Raw genomic sequence first — 19,903 nt, 5'->3', positions numbered from 1 at the left:
GCTGTGTTACCTCATGTAGATGCATTTCCGTATTTATATATCTTTACATAGTTTGGTTTATTGGCGCCGACTTACTTATCCTAGTTCGCTAAGAGTTGTACGTTTGTTGATTGCTTGTTTGTACCTTTCGGATTCTCTGATGGAAGGTAGTACTAAATCGGCGCCAGCTTCGTCACGCATTCCTTCTACTGCTGCTCGGCTTTCGTGTGCTTGGGTGTTACCAATCCAACGGTCACGAAATGGTAAAATTCCTAAAACGTCGGCGCCTGTTGCCCCCACATCACGTAAACCATTGAGTAAGTCGAGGGTACGCACCAAGGAACCATAACCTTTTACTGATGCTTCTGCCGGGATAAGCAAAAAATCTGCGGCGCCGATAACAGTTAAACAGATTTGTGACCTTTGTGGTGGAGCATCGATAATGCAAACTTTGAAGATGTTACTAACTGCTTCTAGTCGGCGTTTGAGTAAAGTGGCGCCGACTCCACTATTAGATAGATAATCTTGTACCGTGTCGAGTTGGTCGTCAGCGGGGATGAGAAATAAATTGTCGTTGTCTAGGGTAGGGTAAATGCTATCTTCTGGAGCAACTGTTTTTTTGAGAAACTCTAACAAAGTTGGTTGGTCGGGTTCTAACTCGAATCCTAAATAAGTTGTCAGGTTATGTTGGGGGTCAGAGTCAAGCATTAAAGTCGGCAAACCTGCACGCGATAGTAACCGACCAAGAAATAATGCGCTCGTGGTTTTCCCTTGTCCCCCACTTAAGCTGGTGATGGTGATTGTGAGCATATATACATTTATCAATGTAGCTTTTTAAGTTAGAGGCTTTTGGTTATTTTGTCAATGGCTAATTTTAGTTAATTGGCTTTTTGGCAACGGATAGAGCGGATGTAACGGATGAGTTATTGGTTTTAAACTAGGTCTTATGTTCTATAAAAGTTTATCCGTTACATCCGTTCATCATCCGTTGCCAATTGGCTTTTTGGATGGGTTGATGGCGCCTTCCGTTTTTTCAGATAATGCTGTAAGTGTTGCTATATATTAGTTATAACAAATTTAGCTTTTTGGAGAATTAGCTTTTTGACTGTCTAGATAGAGGCTTGAAGTTAGCTTTTATTAAAATTAGCTTTTTATACAGTTAGCTTTTCCAAGACTAAAATGAGGTGTCAAAGTTAGCTTTTGGCAAATTTAGCTTTTTGGATAATTAGCTTTTTTAGTTGTTTTGATGGGCGCCTCCGCAGTGTAATCTTACGCCATATATTTATGAGTACGGAGTTTACTAATTAAGGAGACTATTTTTTACCCTTTTGTAACGCTATTGGGAAGCTCTGTTTTTTGGACTTACCGCAAAATATAGCTGCGAGCGATAAAAGCAAACGTCAAACTCCATAAAAAAGTTGACTTGCCCTAATATTAGAGGAACTTGGACAGCTTTTGTCCAAGCAAATACAAGCTGTACAGGTTCAAACTGACCAATGACTGCTTGAAGAACTAAAACACGAGCTTCATACTGAGCTAAGTTGCCTGTCAAATTTATAGCTGCTGTCTGACGTTCCCAAATATATCCAAGTTCTACACCAACTGGATAAGGTAGTACATTAACTGTGGCGCCAGTATCTAATAATGCAGAGTTTGTGATGGTTGATTGTTGGTTTATAAGCTGGATTGGCATATAAGGGCGAAATCCAGCCTCACCCAACGTTGTATCAGCACTGATAAAGGGGAACTGTTCGCTATTAGTCATTATTTTGATTTTGAGTCGCGTGCAGAACTTCTAACATAGTATTTGCTGCTTCAAAGGCATCATAAGGAGACCAAACAGGGTACGATTGTCCAGGTTTAATTAGGTCAGCTTCTTGTTGGGCTAATTCTGAAACTAATACTTGTACTATGTAAAGCTTATCGGCACGGTTGAGTCCTTGCAGAGTGTTGAGTAGTTCTGCTGATACCATGTTTAAAATACTCCTGCTACTTCAATAGTATTCTAATCAGAATATTGGCACATGCTATTATTCTTCGCTTGAATTTGATCTTATAGCTTTTACTTCACATTTGTACTACCAAGTAAGGGTTGCTCGCACGCGAGCATGTAGTAGTGTAAAAGTGTGAAAAGTTAGGAGAAGGGGATGAAAATTCAATCTGTGCAGCTAAAATATTTCAAAAAGTTTCGCTCCTCACCCGAATTTGATTTTACTAACCCAGAAACAGGGTTGGCACGGGATATGATTATTTTAGTGGGAATGAACGGCGCCGGAAAAACTAGTTTATTACAAGCTATCGCTGCAACGTTAGGTACTGCAACTGGACGGTTACAGAAAATTTCTGATTTAGACTGGACAGGGTTTAATTACGAACTACTTAGTAATAACTGGGGAAAGTTTGAACCAGAAGTAACTGTAAAAGTACAGTTTTCTACTCCAGAACTTCAAGCTGTACATAATTTACACCAAAAATTATCAGAGATGGGACGTGGTAGAGTGAGTCCTGCTCAAAAGCATATTGTCTCTCTTAAATGGAACCAAGGACGTGTACAAGCAGACAGTGCTGCTGAGTTATTTCAATTTAAAGGGCGAGAATATGCAAAACAACTGCGTCGTACTGAAGGGTTTCAAGTTTTTGAGCAAGTGGGTACAGTTTTATGGTACACAGAACAAAGAACTTCTACAAGTTTAACCACTGAAGACCCACAATTAAAACTGGAAATTACCGAAGACCTTTTACGTGACCGTTTGTCAAAATGGCGCCTGTTTCACCAAGATGTAGAAAATGGTAAAATTCAGCGATTACGTAGTGGGCAAAAGGATTTATACGCAGAAATTGAGCGTGCTTACAAAATAGTGTTTCCAGAACGTAGTTTGATGGGTCCTGTTTTACGAGAGAATGTAGATGATATTTTGAGTGAACCTTGGTTTTATTTATACGATAGTAAAAACCAGTACGAAATATCTGAGATGTCGGGAGGTGAGCGTGCTATATTTCCAATGTTAATGGATTTTGCTAGCTGGAATATTAATAATTCAGTAATTTTAATAGATGAGATTGAATTACATTTACATCCACCAATGCAACAAGCATTTTTACGCGCGCTACCGAAACTAGGTAATAATAATCAGTTTATAATTACTACCCACTCTGATTATATAGAGCAATTAGTGCCAGAAGCATATATTATACGGTTAGAGGTGTAGCAGTGAGTGTAGTTGGTGATAAAGTTATCTTTTGTGAAGGTAAGCAGAGTAGCTTAGATTTTAGGTTAATCAACAAAGTTATTGAAAATATTTCTGTCAATAAACCCACTATTGTTCCCTCTGGTAGCAAATTCACTTTCTCGGTCTTTGTCGAAGGTTATTTTTCGAGAATTGAAACTACCAATAAAAAATATATAGTTTTTACCTTCGGTACACTTCGTGAACGTGACCGTGATTTTGATATCAAACCTACAGATAATATTCAATTGGTTAAACTTGGTTCAATGTTGCTCACGCATCGAGCTTGTGTTGAAAACTATTTACTAAACTCTGATTTAATCCATAATTATTGGGTTACAAGGTATATAGAAAAGCAAAATAATCCTATTTCGCGTTGGGGACATGGAAACTCACCGGGAATAACAGCTATTTCCACATGGATAGAACAAGCTGCAAGAAGTTTACAAGATTATCAAGTTGTAAGATGGGCACTAGCTGATTTAATAGAATCAAGTGGTTCACGACAGCAGCTAAAAACCACATGGACAGGTGGTAGCGGTAAACTTCCATCCTCGCTGACAATACTTGATTGTCAAACTCAAGCTTTAATGTTAGTTAACCAGTTTCAACAAGCTATTAATACTGTTACAGAAGATAGATTTTTAGCAAGTATAGCTGCCTATCAGCAACAGTTTTCAAGAACCCACTTTTTGGTCAGATAAACAGTACTTAATCTGGTTTCATGGTAAAGATATGCAAAAAGCCATGCAGCAACAGCAATCTCAATATATATCTCTCAATGCTTTCTTTGATTGGGCACTTAACCAAATTGATATCAATCAGCACCCTGATTTGATTGAGTTACATGCAGGGAATTGCTTCGTTATAGGCGCCGACTTTGAGTAGTTCCAGGCGCCTAATTTCTCCCAACTATTTCCTAATCTTCTACGGCACCTAAAAATTTAAGGCTGCTAATTTCTGTCTCAGTTAAACCTTTAACATCTGTAATATTCATCTGCTCATAAGGCCTTTTTGGTATTAGGGTTTTTATACAATTAGCTGTTTTTATATCCCACAGTTTAATTGTTCCATCTTCACTACCACTAGCCAGAATTTTGCCATCGGGACTAAATGAAATGGATACTACCCAGTTAGTATGTCCTTCCAAAGTTTTTAAACACTCACCTGTATGGAAATCCCATAACTTTATTGTTCTATCGCAACTGCTACTAGCTATAATTTGATTGTCAGGGCTAAATCTAACGAATTTTACGTCACTGCGATGTCCTTGTAAATTTTTGATACATTGACCAGTGTTTATATCCCACAGCTTTACAGTTTTATCGTAGTTACCACCAGCACTTGCTAATACTTGCCCATCATTATTAAAACTAATAGACCAAACCCAATCAGTATGTCCTTGTAAAGTTTGGATGCACTTACCAGTGTTTATATCCCAGAGTTTCACTGTGCAGTCCTCGCTTCCAATAGCTAATAATTTGCCATCAGGACTAAAAGCAATCGATTTGAGCCAACGATTAATTGTATCTCCTTGTAAGGTTTTTATGTATTCACCAGTAGAAATATTCCACAACTGTACTGTCGTTTTATCAGCTAAAGCTAGAACTTGACCATCAGGACTAAATCCAACAGGTAAAACCCAACTACTAGCTGCTTCTATAGTTTTGACACAATTACCACTAAGCAGATTCCAAATTTTTACTGTTCCATCTGAGCTTCCACTAGCTAGTATTTGCCCCGAAGGACTAATAGTAGTACATGTTACCCATCCTTTATGACCTTGTAAAATTTGGAAGCACTCACCTGTATTACAATTCCATAATCTTAATAAAGCATCACTGCTACCACTAACTAAAGTCTCACCATCAGGACTAAAATCAACGGATAATACTAAATGATGGTATCCTTGTAAAACTTGAAAACATTCACCTGTATTAATGTTCCATAATCTAACCGTTTGGTCATCACCTCCACTGGCTAAAATATTATCTTGTTGGCTAAAAGTTACCGAGCGTACCCAATCAGTATGTCCCTTTAATATTTGAATGCATTTTCCAGTCTGTACATCCCACAGTCTTACTACCCCATCAGAACTGCCAGTAGCTGCTATTTCACTTTTTTTATCAAATGCTACTGACCATACTATACGAGCATCACCCCGTAATATATGTATGCATTCACTCGTCTGAATATCCCAAATTCTTGCTGTGTAATCACTACCGCTACTACCGAGAATTTTACCATCGAGACTAAAGTAAAGTGACCTGATTTCACCAGCGTGACCATGTAAAGTTTTGAGGTATTCTCCTGTGTTGATATTCCATAGTTTTATAGTCGAATCTTTACCACCGCTAGCCAGCATTTGGCTATTAGGGCTAAAAGCAACAGAACATATTCTACCAATTTGACCGCGCAAAGTTTGGAGACATTCTCCTGTGTTGATATTCCACAATTTTATCGTTTCGTCTTGGCTACCACTAGCTAAAATATTGCTATTGGGACTAAAAGCAACAGAATAAATCCTATCAGTATGACTGTGTAAAGTTTTAATGCATTTACTCGTACTGACATCCCATAATTTCACTTTAGAGTCTTGACCACCACTAGCCAAGGTTTGCCCATCAGGACTAAAGGCAATTGTTCGTACCCAATCAATATGTCCTTGCAATGTTGAAAGTCTTTTACAATCTGCTACTCGCCATAGATGAATTTCCCCGTTGGCATCTCCTGTAGCAAAAATCTGTCCGTCTGGGCTAAATGCTATCGAAAAAACAGTAGCTAGGACTTTAGTAAAAATAGAACCACTGAGATTAGAAGAGGAAAAATTGACATTATGTAGGGTCGCTTCGGTAAAATCAGCATGTAAAACTACGGCTTGAGAGAGGTTAAGATGATTTAATGCTCCTTTATCTAACTTCAACAGCAACGTTGCTGCATTTCCTCCAACATAATTTACTTCACTCTCGCTTTTTCCGCGCGTTGTCTCAATAATATTAACTATTGAGTTTTGAGCATCAATATTTACCATTGGTAAAAGCAAATCTATGACCGCTTTGGTCAAAGGCGCCTTTCCAAAAGTTTCCCGCAATTTCTCTAACGACTCGCCGACAAAACCTTTCAACGATGCCAATTTAACACCGACATTGGAAAGAAAATACTCAGACCAAGTATAAGAGAGTGGCGCCTCTCCAACTACATCTACCTGTCCACGTGCTAAATCAGTAAAATCTGATGCTAATGCTCCCAACTCAGCCGCAAATTTGTAAGCCACGAAAAACTCTAACAGCGAACGATGAGCTGGGGTATAATCGCCATCAGCATTACGAATCAACATCGTTTGCGCCATCATGTCATAATGCCAATGGTCGAGGTCTTTTTCCTCCTGCACCACTCCACCAAATAACTGTCGAATGCGGTCAGGGAAAAGGCGATAATTTAGACTCATTTGGTCAGTAGACAGCATTTCCCATGACAGTTCGCACAAGAAGTACAGCTTATCAGCCAAGGAAGTAAATGTGCGTTCGGCTTTGATATCCCGTTCCATCTTATGCCGCACCGCATACAAATATACTCGCGACATATCTACAGGTTTACCCGCTTCAATATCTGGCAATGCTTCCAAAATTAACTCGGTCATTACCGGGCGCCGTGCCAAGTCTAACAGTTGCGGGTTGCCCATCACAATTTCCACAGTTGTAGACGCTGCTTGATGTGATAACACTTGTTGAATTTGCTCGTCGTTAAATTTCTCCAGTTCCAATACTTCAAACTGGGGTGTTTCTCCCGTTAATTTTGCTGTTGAAGCTTGTAATTCTGCATTTAACAGCGCGCGTCCTTCTTTCGCTTCAGGAAAATGCTCGGTACGGCAAGTGAGAATTACTTTGGCGCCAGGAACTACAACTTTAGCTAATTCCCAAAAGTTGTTAATCATTTCTTGTCTATCAACCCTTGCTGCCATTTCATCAAAACCATCGAAAATTAGCAGGAGTTTACCCATGCGATTGAGTTGGACAAAAGCATCGTAATGTGGTAATGGAATTTTATATTGGCGAAAGAAAAACTCTGAGAATAATGATTCAACACTTACTGCTTTTGCATAATCTCGCAGTGGAATCACTAAAGGCAAGCGGGGCAGTTCAGTACCGCGTTTTTGGGCATCGCGATAACGTTGTAATGTCACCCAAGCATAATGCAATGCAAACCAAGTCTTACCTGTACCGAACTCACCAAGTATAGAAATATGCTCTTTAGTGGGGTCGTCAAGCCAACGGTCGATGTATCCATCAATCCAACCATCTTGCTCTGAGTAATGACTGACCGCTATTTGACGCTTGGTAATGGGGTCGATTTCTTCTTTGTTGCAACCGAGAGGCACATACTTAGTATCAATTTTGCGACGTTTAACCTCAGCTTCTAAAAAGGAAAGATATCCACTGAAATCGGCATCCTGTGCTAAAAGCTCATCAAAGGTATAGCACCCCAAGTGGCGATTTTCCTCTTTCTCTATCTCCAAGCGTGCTGCTTGCGAAATCCGACGGGCAGTTATTAACCACCCTTCATCGGTGCGTTGTGTTTCCACTGATTGACGTAAAGCCATTACATCAGCCAGTCCAGCTTCCCCAGCAATACCGCGTATAAGGATGCGGTCATATCGGTTACGCCGTACCGGGATATTTATAATCCACTCGAAGTAAGTATCGCTCCATATTTCATAATTCTTTTCAAACCTATAGCCCAGTGTCTCAAACCAACCGCGTGCAATTTGTGCAAGGGATATAGCTTTACAATTATTTTCATCAATTAAAGAGGCGCCTGGTAATGCTGGGTAATTTTCTGCTGCCAACCGCGCGATTTCTGTGCGAATTCCCTCTAAAGAAGGCAGTCGGCTAAGTTGTTCTTGAATACTGGCAATACGTTTGTGTAGCGAACCAACCTGATGACTCATTAAAACATCACCAGGAGTGCGACTGCGTTTAGCAACCTCTATAAATACTGTGGCGAATTCAGCCACCTCTCGGCGAACATCAAGTCCTAAACTGCGAACTTCATCCCCTATCGCGTAACTATCGAGAAAGGTATCAACTTCAGAAAGGAGAATCGAAGGGTTATTATGGTCAAACGCTTTGCGGAACGCCTGTTTTACTTCTTCATGACGGAAAATTTCCAGCAACTGTCTACGCCTACCAACGCCATATTCCACCAAAGCATAAGCGTAGACCCCACTAAAATCGTTGGGTGGATGCTCTGGGTCAAGCTTAAACTGCTGTAGTAGCTTGATTACAGTTTCATTGCGCTGGATTTTGTCCTTGAGAATAGGAGTTGCAAAGCCAGCTAGAGCTTGAATAATCTGGTCAAGAAGTGGTGGTAGCACAGGTTTTATGTATAAAAGGGCGTATACGGCCTGTTAATTACACTTATCGTAGCGTGTAGTTATAAAAAAGTAGAGAGATAAAATAAACCGCTATGTTCCGAATTATTTTATAGTATACAAATACACTCTACGATTCTAGCTTTTACGCCCTATACATGTTAGACACCAAGTACCAGCACGAAAAATACTCTCAGGTGTAGCTTCCCATGTATGACCTTTTTGGCACTCCCACAATAGCTTATGCTTAGTTCCTTGATAAAAGGAAGACAAACACTTTCCATTTCTGTTTGCTGCTATCTCATGCATTTCCTCTATATATATCTCTCAATGCTTTCTTTGATTGGGCACTTAACCAAATCGATATTAATCAACACCCGCTACAACAATCAGCTTATTGTATTTTAAATTACATTTAGATAAGCTAACATCGTACTTGAGTTATAAATATATTTTCTTTGAACAACAGATATTAATTGTTCATATTTATACTTGAAAAAACGTATAATTTACTATATAAAGAAGTTTAATTTATTAGAAGCGTTGAAGTCTGTAGCTTATCAGGTTGTATTTTTTGTTTATCAGGGTCGTGTAAACTTGCTACATCGGTAGCATGTCGTCTCCTTGTCGCTAAGATCATACACAAATACTAACTGGCTGCGCTTTAGTCACAAGTCAGTTATATCATGGTGCGCTATCGAAGTTTTGTTTGCATAGATTACTCTCATTTCAGATATATTATTAGCGCCCAATGAAATTAACTACATTCTTAAAAAATTTCAAACTAATCATTTTAGATTATTTATGAAGGACAAATAAGTAACGTTATTTATCTAACCGGAGAATAAAAAATCGGTCAGAATTGGTCACTTAATTATTGTCCACAACTGGCCTGTTAAACATTTGATGATTTATTTAATGTGATAGTACAGACAAAGAAAGCGATTGAAGTTAGTTGATAACCTAAGCGCAATAATGTCTAACTTCCCAGACAAATGCTTTGTAACTGGGAAAAACTTTAGAACAGAATTTGTGATTTATAAGGAGTAAAGTTAAAATGGCAAGATTTCGTCACGACAATTTTATCAACGAACTAGAAAGGCTTGCATCATCGTATCCAGAATATGGTGATATTTTAAGACAACTAGTAGTAGAAATTGAACGAGGAAAGATTGAAAAAATTAGACAATTACTACAACAGAATAATTATTGGTAAGTTGTAGCCACAAAACCAAAATTGATAGTTTAATGGTAATTCTCAGTTGATTGAAGTCTTTAAATTAAATCGCATTGTTAAGCTTAACAGATAGGAATTTGGGTAAAAATATATCTGTAAGCAAGCGGTTAAAGCAGTATACAGGTAAGTCAGAAAGCTCTCCCACTTTGGTTTTGTGGGTCAGTAAGGGATGGACTGTGCCTGTATACAGTACTCAACTGAGAATAGCTATTTTTCAACCGAATTTTTAAAATTTTGTATTTACTGAAATATATTACAACTATATATAGAACATTTTTTCAAGCTACTTGGATAATACCGTAAGTAGTTTTATATTAATTACTAGAGCAGCGGAACAACTGCTATCAAGTAGTCTAAGCAAGCTACTAGAGTTTTACCTGCTTCCTGAGTAAATTTTTGAATAACTTTTTGTTCTTTGATAAAGATTAATGCTTTTTGATACAGTTCAGAGTCGAAATTTAAGGGAATTAAAGATTGTTGCCGAGCTTCTTCTAATACTCTTATAGTTCCCTCTTGTAGACAAATATGGCATATTCGCAGATATTCAATGATATCTTTAGATAATTCGGAAATGATTTTAGCGTATTCTCTATCTCCATCAAAGAGATTTTGATTGCTACATTCTTTTAAGGCAGCAGAGGCTGCTTCCTCTGCTAAATCTAGGCGATTTCCCTTTAACCAATCCATTGCTTGATTATCGATTTCTGTATTCTTTCGATGTTCTTGGAGAATTGTTTCCAAATCTCTTATTAATTCACTTGCTATCGAAGAGTCGCTTCCACGCTCTGCGATTTTGCTTTTAGCTTCTTCTACTTTTTCGTCTTCTAGTGAGATTACCGAATTATAATCTAAACTTAAAGCGTCGATAATAGAAGTTGCATAGCTCTTATCTACATTTTCGCCGTTAAAGAAGCGTCTAACTGTCCTCTCACCTACTAACGCCATTTCTGCAATGCGCTCGTAAGTTAAGCGATTACCTTCACTATCCTTACCTTCCCTTCTGGCTTGGTCAAGAAGCCCCTTTCCTTTAGGACTAGCACATACGCCCCGCAATTTTCGTGAGTTGCTCATGGCTGGTTAATCAGTGTAGCTAAGTGCGATTAATTTGGAAATTAGTCATCCGCTACCCTTAAGTCAAGGACAGAATCGGTAACTTATTTATCTCATTATCGTATAAGTGGTTAAAAAAGGAAATTTAGTTATTGTCCGATTCAGGTCTGGTCTTGTTTTTATGCATCGGGTTAGTGTTGCACTATACGTTTCACAGGTAAACGCAAATGCAAAACACATCAGCGACATCTACTATCACGTTAACAAAATTTACCAGCCACCATAACCACCACAGCATAGCTATGTATTGGTTTAAAGAGCGTTCCCGACAAGCTAAACTCAGCTTTAATATTGCTGTTGGTTTAGCGGCAGCTACTACCGTTTTGAGCATCGCAACAGCGATATCAGTATGCACGGGTAGGATTTCAGAAGCCACAGGTGCAGCGGGATTGGGGCTGACATCGGGGGCTGTTAGTGCCTATTGTTTCAAGCTCTCCGACGATGCTAACAAAAGATTAGATGCTGCCGCTAGAGAGCTTCTAGATGACGAGTAGTTGAAATTTAAAAAGTAATTTTCCGTCTTACTTGCACTTTGTGCGGTTGCGTTTCCGAGATTGTTTTACCGCCAAAGCGCATTTTCTTCCACTTGGATGCGCGGGATTTTATTACTATATAGCTATATTTCTCGCGTTTCTCTTTTCACTTCCTATTCTTAACCGTATAATAAAACGGGAACATCGCCTCGACCACCCACGAACATCACAGCAAAGCACATGGCAGAAGTTTTACACTTTACAGGGTTTATCAAAGGAGTAATTTACCGGACTTACTTAGCTGAAAAGTTAAAAAAGATAAATATTGAAGAATTTGATGTCAATAAGTCTCCCAAATTTGGGATAATTAAGTCTTCTGTCACGGAAATAGCCTATTCACAGTGGGTATCGCCAAAAAGAACTAGAAGTTACCCTTTTACAAGAATTTACAATACATACGGCGCCTCGAAAGTCATAACAATCATCCCAGTTATCAAAGACGAAGGTAAAGATGGTGATAGAGATAGAATTCAGTATTCAACCATCTCGTGGATGAATTTACTTAATATTTATATCGTACTTGCGTATTACGAAACGGCTGATAAAAGCACAAAAAAGGGGCAAGCTGATAAGCAGAAGTTAACAAATCAAAAATTTAATAACGAATTTGTCAAATCTCAAATCGATGAAATATTAGCGTACCATCAAAGCGCGCTTCATTGGAACAAAAGCTTATTTGAAGAAAGGTTTGTAGAAATTTTTGAAAAAGCTCTTGACTCTTATGATTCTATTTCTCAAAAAACTGGAGTGGAAATCCATTCTCGGCAGGGAATGAATAGCTATTTAAAAGCAATTATAGAAGAATTCGAGGAATTTAAAAATATTTCTCTTAAAGGTTCCCAAAGTGCGAGTAAAAGGGAAGCTCTCACATCCCACGAGCTAGAATATTTAGTCGATAGTTTAAAGGCTACCTTCAGCATTGAAAATTACTTAGGAGGAGTTTATTACTTAACCCCTGATGAAATATTTCATAACGGAGATATATATATAATACAAGAATCTAAAAATACTTCCACAGATTCACTACCCAAACTTTCAGATATCCAAGATGGATTATTTAAGTTAATATTATTCTCTAATCTCGATTCTTTAAACCTTGATGGGCAAGCAGTATCATTTATAACCAAGCTAAAATTAACTGGTAAAAACGTTATTGGCGCCATTACATTCCCAGATGCCTCAGCAGAATTAGAATCATTTCTAGCTGCTAATTCAAAAACATTCAAGAAAAGCCAAAAAGAAATAATTAGGGAATTGGCTATAGAAGCAGAACACAATCAAAAACTTAAAATTGAAATAACCAGTAATATTACTTAAAATATATAATTACTGGAATATCGTATTATTATTGTACTATCAAATTTATATTTAAACGTTAGTCAGCAGTATAGATTATGTCAAAAACCATGATAAAAAGTCCACTACGTTACCCAGGAGGTAAATCAAAAGCCATTGACCAGATAGCCGAATATATACCAGATAGTTTCTCCGAGTACAGAGAACCCTTTGTAGGAGGTGGTTCTGTCTTTATATACTTAAAACAAAAGTTACCTCACCTTCAAATTTGGATTAATGATTTAAATCGTGAACTCTTCCTGTTTTGGAAGTTCTCTCAATCTCACCTACCACAACTTATAGAAGAAATACGTCGCATCAAAGATAAATATACAAACGGTAAGCAACTATTTGAAGAATTAACGAAAGTAGACATTAATAAATTATCTGATTTTGAGAGAGCAGTACGCTTTTTCGTCCTTAACAGAATTACCTTCTCTGGCACTGTAGAATCTGGAGGGTTCTCCGAGCAAGCTTTCCACAAACGGTTTACTCACTCGTCTATAGACCGCTTAGGAAAGTTAGAAAATATTTTAACAGCAGATGTAAAAATTACCAACTTAGATTACAGCGAGCTATTACAAGCAGAGGGTCAAGACATATTTATATTTTTAGACCCGCCTTATTTTACAGCTACTAAATCAAAACTTTATGGGAAATCTGGAGATTTGCACATCTCCTTCGAGCATCAAAGGTTCGCAACCAGAGTACAAAACTGTCCCCAACGCTGGCTAATAACTTACGATGACTCACCTTTTATTAGAGAAAACTTTAAATCATCTTACCTGAGCGAATGGGAATTGCAGTATGGAATGAATAATTATAAACAAAACGGCGCCGCCAAAGGTAAAGAGTTATTCATCACTAACTACGCAATTAAAGAGTGTCCCAATAGTCATGACCAACAAGCACCAAAACAGTTAAGTTTAGAAGCTCTTTTTTAACCATCCTTATAAAGGCGCCTATAACCCAAAAAATAGTACCATGAGTGTGTACCAAGCAAAGTTCGTAATTCCTATTCGGCGCCGTGATGAATTAAGTATACAAACAATTCACACACAGGAAAAACGATTATGACCGACACATTTAACACCACCGCTCAACTTCAAAAGCCTGTACTCAAAGAAGGTTCTAAGGGTGATGCAGTTAAAGAGTTACAAAAACTACTATTAAAATATGGTGCATACGTAACAATTGGCAGTTCCGGCGCCTGCGTATTCCCAGGAGAAGAAGTAATTGATGGTAACTTTGGTCCCAAAACCACAGCCGCAGTTAAACTATTCCAAGCACGGATGTTTTTAGTACAAGACGGTATCGTTGGCGATAAAACATGGCGTTCCTTGTTCAAAGGCGCCCCTGTTGATATGCCTGTTCTAAAAAAGGGCAGCAAAGGAGACTTAGTTAAACAGGTTCAACAAAGACTATCAATTGGTGGCTATGAAGTTGGCGCCGTTGATGGTGACTTTGGCAACCGTCTAGAAAAAGCTGTAAAACAGTTACAAAAAAACACTGGCTTACCTGTTGATGGTGTAGTTGGCGAGCGCACATGGTTCGAGTTAAGCAAAATTAGTACAGTTTTCTGCTAAAATTTTCACTTTATATATATAGATTTTGGCGCCAACGGTTAATATCAATTTAACAAGCATAGAATTTGTAATAAAAGCGCCTCCTAATATATTGGAGGCGCCATATTTATATTACCTTTTTAACCAATTGCAATTAATAATTACGCGGAGATTTCGCCAAGGTTAACTTTGACTACCTTATTTTTTTCGGTTTCACTCTTAGGTAGTGTCAAATTTAAAATACCGTCTTTATATTCTGCGGTTACGGCTGTGTTTTGGATGCGCGCGCGTAACGGAATTACACGTTGGAACTTGCCGTAATAAAATTCGCTTCTGGTTTTACCGTTATCTTCAGTTTTTGTTAGAGTAAATATTACGTTGCGTCACCTTCAGGTAATACCATTTCAAGCGTCAACATCTCATTTGGTTTATCAACAACTAACCGCATTATATCCAGCCAATTTGAACCAATAATAGTTTCAGGAAGATACTCACCAACATGGACAGGGATTGTAACTTCTATATCATCAATAATAATTTTACCTTCGTAGATATCAAACCTTGCCGAACCCCTCGCCGTCGTCATTTCAACTTGTAAAGTTATAATAGACCACCCCAAAGCTTCCAAATCTTGAGCTTCGATGGCTAACCATCCATCCGTAAAGCCAGTATCAAGTAAAGCTTCAACAAAAAATTTTTCATTATTGGCGCCAACAAGTTCAATTCCAAAAAATAATTCCTTATTGTCGCCAAACCGTCCATTTATCATATTTTTCCACAAGAACCCGTATCATTAAGCCGAAACATCGTTAGCTTTGGCTCATTACTGTAACCGTATGAAGAAACAACTTTTTTTGTGATTCCATCAAATGTTGGGTCAACAATATATTCTTCCGTGTCAGGGTCAATGGCAATATACCAGTTGTAGTGAGCATCAATCAAGCTGGGACGCACACGCTCAAAAATGACACGACACCTTGCTGCAAGGTCGTCACGCAATTGTCGGCGCCTTAAAAGTTCTTCGGGTGGTATGGGTTTACGGGGTAGGTTAGTACGCCGTGGTTGAGATAACTGTGTCATGGTAATAAAACGCTCCTTTATATGATTTTATTATGGCGCCGCTCAATGTGGCGCGCAATTCATGAAAATCAGGGCGCCTTCCTCTTCTCGTGACTGAGTTGCTCATAACTCCAGGCGCCTCATTAATATTTAGTTAATTTGATTACCTACATTTATATTTAAACAGTGTGATTACTGAGATAATAACTGCGGCGCCACTTAGTAAATAAGAGTTATTACTGCTTTGTATAAAATTTATGACTTAACTCCTTAATCCTCTTTAATACAAGAGAAGGAACTTTTTTGAGAATAATGTACCTCTTCATGAATTGGTTCTCCACTTATTTGATTGAGTGTATTGTATATTGCCTCTGCATTGCCCCAAACAACATTACTATCCGAAGCGCGATAATACTTCAGTTTCAATAAACTTGCAGTAAAAATCACCATCGCGAGCAACAAAATAACCGTATATGCGGCAAATAATTGGTCGTGCATCGTAGATAAGACAAGAACCGGAGTCCTCGTCAAGATACGGGCAAACAATATATTTGGGCATATTATTTGACGCTATCTGCATCAAAAGTAAATTAATTTTTTTCTTTATCTCCGAGCGTGCCGATATATTAAGTGCGGCAACAGCTTCATCAATACGCATCCATTCAAGACGACTTAGTTCAGGGGGACTTGCTAGGTGGCGACAACAATGGTCACAACCCCGCTTGCACAACCACCAATCATTTTCATTACGAATCGCCTTGACTCGTAATTCGATACGCTCATCGAGAACCAGCAATTGTTGATAACTATCCTCAGACATAAATTCCTACTCAATTTTTACTATAAGCTTTAATATTCTCCTACCTGTGATTATTTTAGTGTAAAAAATAACACTTACTTTATACACGCAGGATTTAACCAATTCTGCTCATGTAAACGCTGCCAAGCCTTATGGATATGTTGAGGCGCCAGTAATTTACGTTTTCTTTCACTCCATTCATGCACCAAAGAAATAGCCTGTGTACTATCAACAGCAGGGTTAATTTCCTTGGTTGCCACCCAATGAACTGTTGCAAGTAATTCCATCCCATAAGGTGTTTCATAGCCAAATATTAAATTACCTACTCGCTCTAACCGTTGTTGCGCTTCGTCGGGTTCGTTATCCAAAAAAGCTTGTGCTGCATCTCTACCTTCTGGCAATACATAAATTTCTGCATTTTCGGCTTTGCCAGTTCCATCTCCGTAACCACAAATATAATGTCCTTCCACATCTTTCAAAACATGGTTAAGGTTATGAGCATAGGGACCATATATGTGTTTTACATAAGGCAGTTTCAATGGTTCCCCAGCTTCTTGTAAAAAGTAAGCAAGTTTTTGAATTTCTAGCTTCGTCAACTCGTAACCTGGAATACCGTAAAGTTCGAGCAACCGAATAAATAATGCACGCGCGCGTGTCATCTTGGGCTTTTTGGTCGCAACAATCATATTAGATGCTACTGAGGCGCCTGATGGCTCGAAAATTATTACCGAAACATCTGGAAGTTGAGAAAAAGCTGATTCAATAAGTGGTTTAATAACAGCCCAATCTAAACCACCATTTCCGCATCCAAGGGGTGGAATAGCAATTGATGTGATACCCAGTTGCTGTACTTGTTGAACTAAAGCTACCAACCCGCTTTGTATATCTTCTATTTTAGACTTACCTTTCCAGTGGCGTTTGGTGGGAAAGTTAATAATGTATTTAGGATTAAATAAATTACCTGTTGGGAATATAAACATCCGTCCTGGTTGTACCCCACCAGTTCTACAAGCTTTTTCATATGAGCGGAAGTTTTCAGGGTAGCGGAGTTTAAATTGCAAGGCGATACCTTTACCCATGACACCAACGCAATTAACGGTGTTTACTAGGGCTTCAGCATTCTCTACCAATAAGTTGCCTTGCTTAAACTCAATCATTTTCCACTCACTAGTTATTCAATACAATATTACTATTTTGATTATTTTAATAGTACCAACTGGGGTAAACCTTTACAGGTGTCGAACAGTTAAAGTTTTGTAATATTTGCTCAACTTGTGACTTGACTGTATTATTTATAACTCCAATTTGTGCAATTAGTGACCAAGGACAGAATTGATGCACCAAAAACTCAGCTTGTCGTCGGCGCCTTCTATCTCCATCCGAAGGTGTATTATTCCAATATCTTTCCCGCATAATATCCCAATCAATCATATTTAAGAATTGAAGGTCGTCATAAAATTCACTATAATCCATTACTGCATGTCCATCTGTAAAAGCAAAAACTAGATTGTTAGCTGCTATTATTTCTGCTTCTGTTATTATGTAAATTACTGGAGTTTGCCCTTCTGTATATCCTTCAACATTACCTTTGTTAATTGTATACAGCATAGGTGAACGTGGAGCAAAATAAAAAGGAATATAATCATGTAAACATCCACCTGCTGCACAAGGTACACGGATTAATGCGCGTCTATCTTGGACACTTCCGTGAGCAATATCCTGATAGCTTATTTGTTGCTGCTTGAGCCTATTGTTTGCTATCAATCCGCCTAATTGTAGGATAGATTGTAAGTTCCTAATATGGGTAATATGATAAACAAACGTAGGCATTGGGTTATTTTATTGGTAATCAAATGCTGCGAAAAATATACAAAATTATGGTTCTGAGATAGCTAACCTCTGTTGGGTTTTTTCTAATTCTTTACGTGCATCTTGAATGTCTTTTTCTTTTCTCGTACTGCCTCCTTCTTTTTGCTTTAATTCTTCCTCATAAAGTTTTATACTTTGTTTAAAATCTTCAACCGCTCCAGCCATATCTTTCTTTTCACGGCGGATAATAGCACGGTTAAAGTATTCTAAAGCGCTTTTTAGTTCAACCGTGTAGTTAAGCTCTTTCCATTCACTTCTATCCGCAATTCGATAAACGTCAGTAGTACCTTTGCGTACTATTTTCGTTATTAGTTTTTTATCCGTAAGGTCTTTTAAAGCGTATTGAGCTTGTCGGACGCTCATCTTGCAGATTGCTGCAATTGTCTTTAAGTTAGCGTAACAATCGCCTCTACGGGCTATATGTCCGTAAATCCTAAATTCATAGGGGTCTAAACCGTATAAATCTAGTTCCATATCAACTCTGATTGGTTTCTTTGGTTTTGTATCTGAGTCTATCATGCACAGTATGCGTATAAAATCTATTCCCAGGCTTTTGCATAGTAACAGATTTTATACGCACAGTATGCGTAATATTGACACGTTCTGGTGCGTACCTCTAAGATTAAAAATGTAGGAGCCGAACGAATACCTTGGCGGGGACTTTCAATTCGACTCCTAATAAATACTTACCCTTTAAAGGAGGGCAAAATTGTTCAGCTCTAATTTTACCAAAAACAACCCCGATTTGGGAAGTCCAGATGCTCTAAGTCAACAAGTTGCAGAGCGTTTGAGACAAGCGCAAGCTCAAGAACTTGTCAAGATAATTGGCAAGGACACACTGGTTGATGTTTTCCAGGTATTGTTCTTCCCAGATGTAGTTTCGGAGTTTTGTAGCGAACTAGAGGATTTGGGAGTTCCAGTAGACGGAAAGTTGAGGGCTAAGATACGTGGTAACGAGCCAACAGTGGTACGTCACGCAATTGATGCTCTAAAAGAAGCTTTGATGCAAGGTAGAGTAGATAACCCAACTGGGTTTATACATCATGCAATTCAAGGTCAGTGGAGGCCGAATTCTCTCAAGAATCTATAAGGTTTATAACCAATCAGATTAAGCAGTTAGCGGTTGCTTGAGGAGCATATTTGAGCGCAACCGCTTTTTTATAAGTGTGGTTTACTTCTAAAAGTCAGAGCAATGCGACCGGAAGTAAAGTATTTAAATGCAATTCTAGAAAAGGCGCCCCATGCAGGGGCTTACAATCATTCAACAACTTTTACTGTGTAGCCTTTGCTACATTTTTGTACTAATATCCATGTTTTGGCTTCTGGTTCTAGAGCAGGCATAATACGGAAGTTAAAAACATCTGCCCAAGTTTCTACACCAAAGTTGTTAGCAAACTCATACTCAAGTTCTTTAAATCGTGACCAGTCGCGGTCACTAATTGCGTTAAACATGGGAATTACCGTACTTAGCGGTATAACAGCGGCTGTTTCAGTCATCTAAATAACCCTCAAAAATACAGACTATTGGTAAAAGGCTATCTTCTTCTGTATCTATTATCTCTACTAATCGCTTACCCGTGTTCCTCGCGATTCGCTTGCAATACTCCTCGGATGCAGCTATCGACCAATCTCTTTTTTCCGTTACTGGGTCAAATTTACCTTTGGAACGCTTTATTCCGTCCGAACGCTCGTTGTTTTCAGTCATGCACTCCCCCAATAAATTACAGGTTTTAGAATACGAGAGCGAAAAATTTCAGGGGAGCTGGGTTAAATAATGCGGTAAAATAACGCAATGTCTAATTCATCTGAACCAGTCGTT

At 38.4% G+C, this 19,903-nt stretch carries 23 protein-coding genes and 1 pseudogene; 9 read left to right on the top strand and 15 right to left on the bottom strand.

The window, feature by feature from the left end:
* Window positions 1–75 precede the first annotated feature (75 nt).
* The 3 genes from mcdA to DSM106972_RS49870 all read right to left on the bottom strand — a co-directional run bounded on the left by mcdA (window position 76) and on the right by DSM106972_RS49870 (window position 1,952).
* Window positions 76–789, bottom strand: a complete 714-nt coding sequence (gene mcdA, locus DSM106972_RS49880) for a carboxysome distribution maintenance ATPase McdA (protein ID WP_127087670.1) — start codon at window positions 787–789, stop codon at window positions 76–78.
* A 526-nt stretch (window positions 790–1,315) separates the two neighbouring features.
* Window positions 1,316–1,744, bottom strand: a complete 429-nt coding sequence (locus DSM106972_RS49875) for a pepsin/retropepsin-like aspartic protease family protein (RefSeq protein ID WP_127087669.1) — start codon at window positions 1,742–1,744, stop codon at window positions 1,316–1,318.
* The gene (locus tag DSM106972_RS49870) at window positions 1,737–1,952 is read right to left on the bottom strand and encodes a hypothetical protein (RefSeq protein ID WP_127087668.1); all 216 of its coding nucleotides are present in this window, start codon (window positions 1,950–1,952) and stop codon (window positions 1,737–1,739) included. The genes DSM106972_RS49875 and DSM106972_RS49870 overlap by 8 nt, the downstream gene beginning before the upstream one ends.
* A 174-nt stretch (window positions 1,953–2,126) precedes the next feature.
* On the opposite strand from DSM106972_RS49870, the gene DSM106972_RS49865 reads away from it, so the two are divergent.
* Genes DSM106972_RS49865 through DSM106972_RS54645 form a run of 3 tightly spaced genes read left to right on the top strand, consistent with a single transcriptional unit; the run spans window position 2,127 to window position 4,094 of the window.
* Complete coding sequence (locus tag DSM106972_RS49865; protein ID WP_127087667.1) at window positions 2,127–3,188, top strand: AAA family ATPase; 1,062 nt, start codon at window positions 2,127–2,129, stop codon at window positions 3,186–3,188.
* A gap of 2 nt (window positions 3,189–3,190) precedes the next feature.
* Entirely contained in the window at window positions 3,191–3,910 is a 720-nt protein-coding gene (locus DSM106972_RS49860) for a hypothetical protein (RefSeq protein WP_233786994.1), read from the top strand.
* Between the two features lie 31 nt (window positions 3,911–3,941).
* Complete coding sequence (locus tag DSM106972_RS54645; RefSeq protein WP_233786993.1) at window positions 3,942–4,094, top strand: hypothetical protein; 153 nt, start codon at window positions 3,942–3,944, stop codon at window positions 4,092–4,094.
* A gap of 31 nt (window positions 4,095–4,125) precedes the next feature.
* Here the strand turns inward: DSM106972_RS54645 and DSM106972_RS49855 are convergent, their stop codons facing one another.
* Both DSM106972_RS49855 and DSM106972_RS56125 read right to left on the bottom strand, forming a co-directional pair.
* Window positions 4,126–8,580 carry an NACHT and WD40 repeat domain-containing protein gene (locus DSM106972_RS49855; RefSeq protein ID WP_127087666.1) on the bottom strand — a complete coding sequence of 1,485 codons (4,455 nt, stop codon included), beginning with the start codon at window positions 8,578–8,580 and terminating at the stop codon, window positions 4,126–4,128.
* 135 nt (window positions 8,581–8,715) lie between these two features.
* Complete coding sequence (locus DSM106972_RS56125) at window positions 8,716–8,886, bottom strand: zinc-ribbon domain-containing protein (protein WP_127087665.1); 171 nt, start codon at window positions 8,884–8,886, stop codon at window positions 8,716–8,718.
* A 748-nt stretch (window positions 8,887–9,634) separates the two neighbouring features.
* Between DSM106972_RS56125 and DSM106972_RS52030 the strand changes: the two genes are divergently transcribed.
* The gene (locus DSM106972_RS52030; protein WP_158633038.1) at window positions 9,635–9,793 is read left to right on the top strand and encodes a hypothetical protein; all 159 of its coding nucleotides are present in this window, start codon (window positions 9,635–9,637) and stop codon (window positions 9,791–9,793) included.
* A 342-nt stretch (window positions 9,794–10,135) separates the two neighbouring features.
* Here DSM106972_RS52030 and DSM106972_RS49845 read toward each other — a convergent pair whose 3' ends face one another.
* Window positions 10,136–10,885: a bilin-binding protein gene (locus tag DSM106972_RS49845; protein ID WP_127087664.1), complete on the bottom strand. Its 750-nt coding sequence runs from the start codon at window positions 10,883–10,885 to the stop codon at window positions 10,136–10,138.
* Window positions 10,886–11,166: 281 nt separating this feature from the next.
* On the opposite strand from DSM106972_RS49845, the gene DSM106972_RS49840 reads away from it, so the two are divergent.
* The 4 genes from DSM106972_RS49840 to DSM106972_RS49825 all read left to right on the top strand — a co-directional run bounded on the left by DSM106972_RS49840 (window position 11,167) and on the right by DSM106972_RS49825 (window position 14,378).
* Window positions 11,167–11,418: a TRADD-N-associated membrane domain-containing protein gene (locus tag DSM106972_RS49840; RefSeq protein WP_127087663.1), complete on the top strand. Its 252-nt coding sequence runs from the start codon at window positions 11,167–11,169 to the stop codon at window positions 11,416–11,418.
* 219 nt (window positions 11,419–11,637) lie between these two features.
* Entirely contained in the window at window positions 11,638–12,774 is a 1,137-nt protein-coding gene (locus tag DSM106972_RS49835; protein WP_127087662.1) for a hypothetical protein, read from the top strand.
* An 89-nt stretch (window positions 12,775–12,863) separates the two neighbouring features.
* On the top strand, window positions 12,864–13,736 hold the full coding sequence (locus DSM106972_RS49830; protein ID WP_127087671.1) for a DNA adenine methylase: 873 nt from the start codon (window positions 12,864–12,866) through the stop codon (window positions 13,734–13,736).
* A 129-nt stretch (window positions 13,737–13,865) separates the two neighbouring features.
* A complete protein-coding gene (locus tag DSM106972_RS49825; protein ID WP_127087661.1) occupies window positions 13,866–14,378 on the top strand; it encodes a peptidoglycan-binding domain-containing protein in 513 nt (170 codons plus the stop codon).
* Between the two features lie 140 nt (window positions 14,379–14,518).
* On the opposite strand, the pseudogene DSM106972_RS49820 reads toward DSM106972_RS49825, so the two are convergent.
* The 7 genes and pseudogenes from DSM106972_RS49820 to DSM106972_RS49790 form a co-directional block, all read right to left on the bottom strand.
* A pseudogene (locus DSM106972_RS49820) lies at window positions 14,519–14,719 on the bottom strand (Hsp20/alpha crystallin family protein); the annotation flags it as partial.
* Between the two features lie 11 nt (window positions 14,720–14,730).
* Window positions 14,731–15,126 (bottom strand): aspartyl protease, encoded by a 396-nt coding sequence (locus tag DSM106972_RS49815; RefSeq protein ID WP_127087660.1) that lies wholly within the window; start codon window positions 15,124–15,126, stop codon window positions 14,731–14,733.
* Window positions 15,123–15,437 (bottom strand): hypothetical protein, encoded by a 315-nt coding sequence (locus DSM106972_RS49810; RefSeq protein WP_127087659.1) that lies wholly within the window; start codon window positions 15,435–15,437, stop codon window positions 15,123–15,125. The genes DSM106972_RS49815 and DSM106972_RS49810 overlap by 4 nt, the downstream gene beginning before the upstream one ends.
* Window positions 15,438–15,810: 373 nt before the next feature.
* Entirely contained in the window at window positions 15,811–16,236 is a 426-nt protein-coding gene (locus DSM106972_RS49805; protein WP_127087658.1) for a YkgJ family cysteine cluster protein, read from the bottom strand.
* A gap of 74 nt (window positions 16,237–16,310) precedes the next feature.
* A complete protein-coding gene (darG, locus tag DSM106972_RS49800) occupies window positions 16,311–17,372 on the bottom strand; it encodes a type II toxin-antitoxin system antitoxin DNA ADP-ribosyl glycohydrolase DarG (protein ID WP_127087657.1) in 1,062 nt (353 codons plus the stop codon).
* A gap of 46 nt (window positions 17,373–17,418) precedes the next feature.
* Window positions 17,419–18,045, bottom strand: coding sequence for a type II toxin-antitoxin system toxin DNA ADP-ribosyl transferase DarT (darT, locus tag DSM106972_RS49795; protein ID WP_127087656.1), 627 nt, complete (start codon window positions 18,043–18,045; stop codon window positions 17,419–17,421).
* 45 nt (window positions 18,046–18,090) lie between these two features.
* Window positions 18,091–18,603 carry a helix-turn-helix domain-containing protein gene (locus tag DSM106972_RS49790; protein ID WP_127087655.1) on the bottom strand — a complete coding sequence of 171 codons (513 nt, stop codon included), beginning with the start codon at window positions 18,601–18,603 and terminating at the stop codon, window positions 18,091–18,093.
* Window positions 18,604–18,793: 190 nt separating this feature from the next.
* Between DSM106972_RS49790 and DSM106972_RS49785 the strand changes: the two genes are divergently transcribed.
* A complete protein-coding gene (locus DSM106972_RS49785) occupies window positions 18,794–19,174 on the top strand; it encodes a hypothetical protein (RefSeq protein WP_127087654.1) in 381 nt (126 codons plus the stop codon).
* Window positions 19,175–19,341: 167 nt separating this feature from the next.
* On the opposite strand, the gene DSM106972_RS49780 is transcribed toward DSM106972_RS49785, so the two are convergent.
* Together DSM106972_RS49780 and DSM106972_RS49775 are read right to left on the bottom strand one after the other, a co-directional pair.
* A complete protein-coding gene (locus DSM106972_RS49780; RefSeq protein WP_127087653.1) occupies window positions 19,342–19,581 on the bottom strand; it encodes a hypothetical protein in 240 nt (79 codons plus the stop codon).
* Complete coding sequence (locus DSM106972_RS49775; RefSeq protein ID WP_127087652.1) at window positions 19,574–19,789, bottom strand: hypothetical protein; 216 nt, start codon at window positions 19,787–19,789, stop codon at window positions 19,574–19,576. The genes DSM106972_RS49780 and DSM106972_RS49775 overlap by 8 nt, the downstream gene beginning before the upstream one ends.
* Between the last annotated feature and the right edge of the window lie 114 nt (window positions 19,790–19,903).

Source organism: Dulcicalothrix desertica PCC 7102, from assembly GCF_003991905.1.
GTDB lineage: Bacteria > Cyanobacteriota > Cyanobacteriia > Cyanobacteriales > Nostocaceae > Dulcicalothrix > Dulcicalothrix desertica.
The sequence above is the reverse complement of the archived record's forward strand: the minus strand, read 5'-3'. Positions and strand labels throughout refer to the sequence as shown.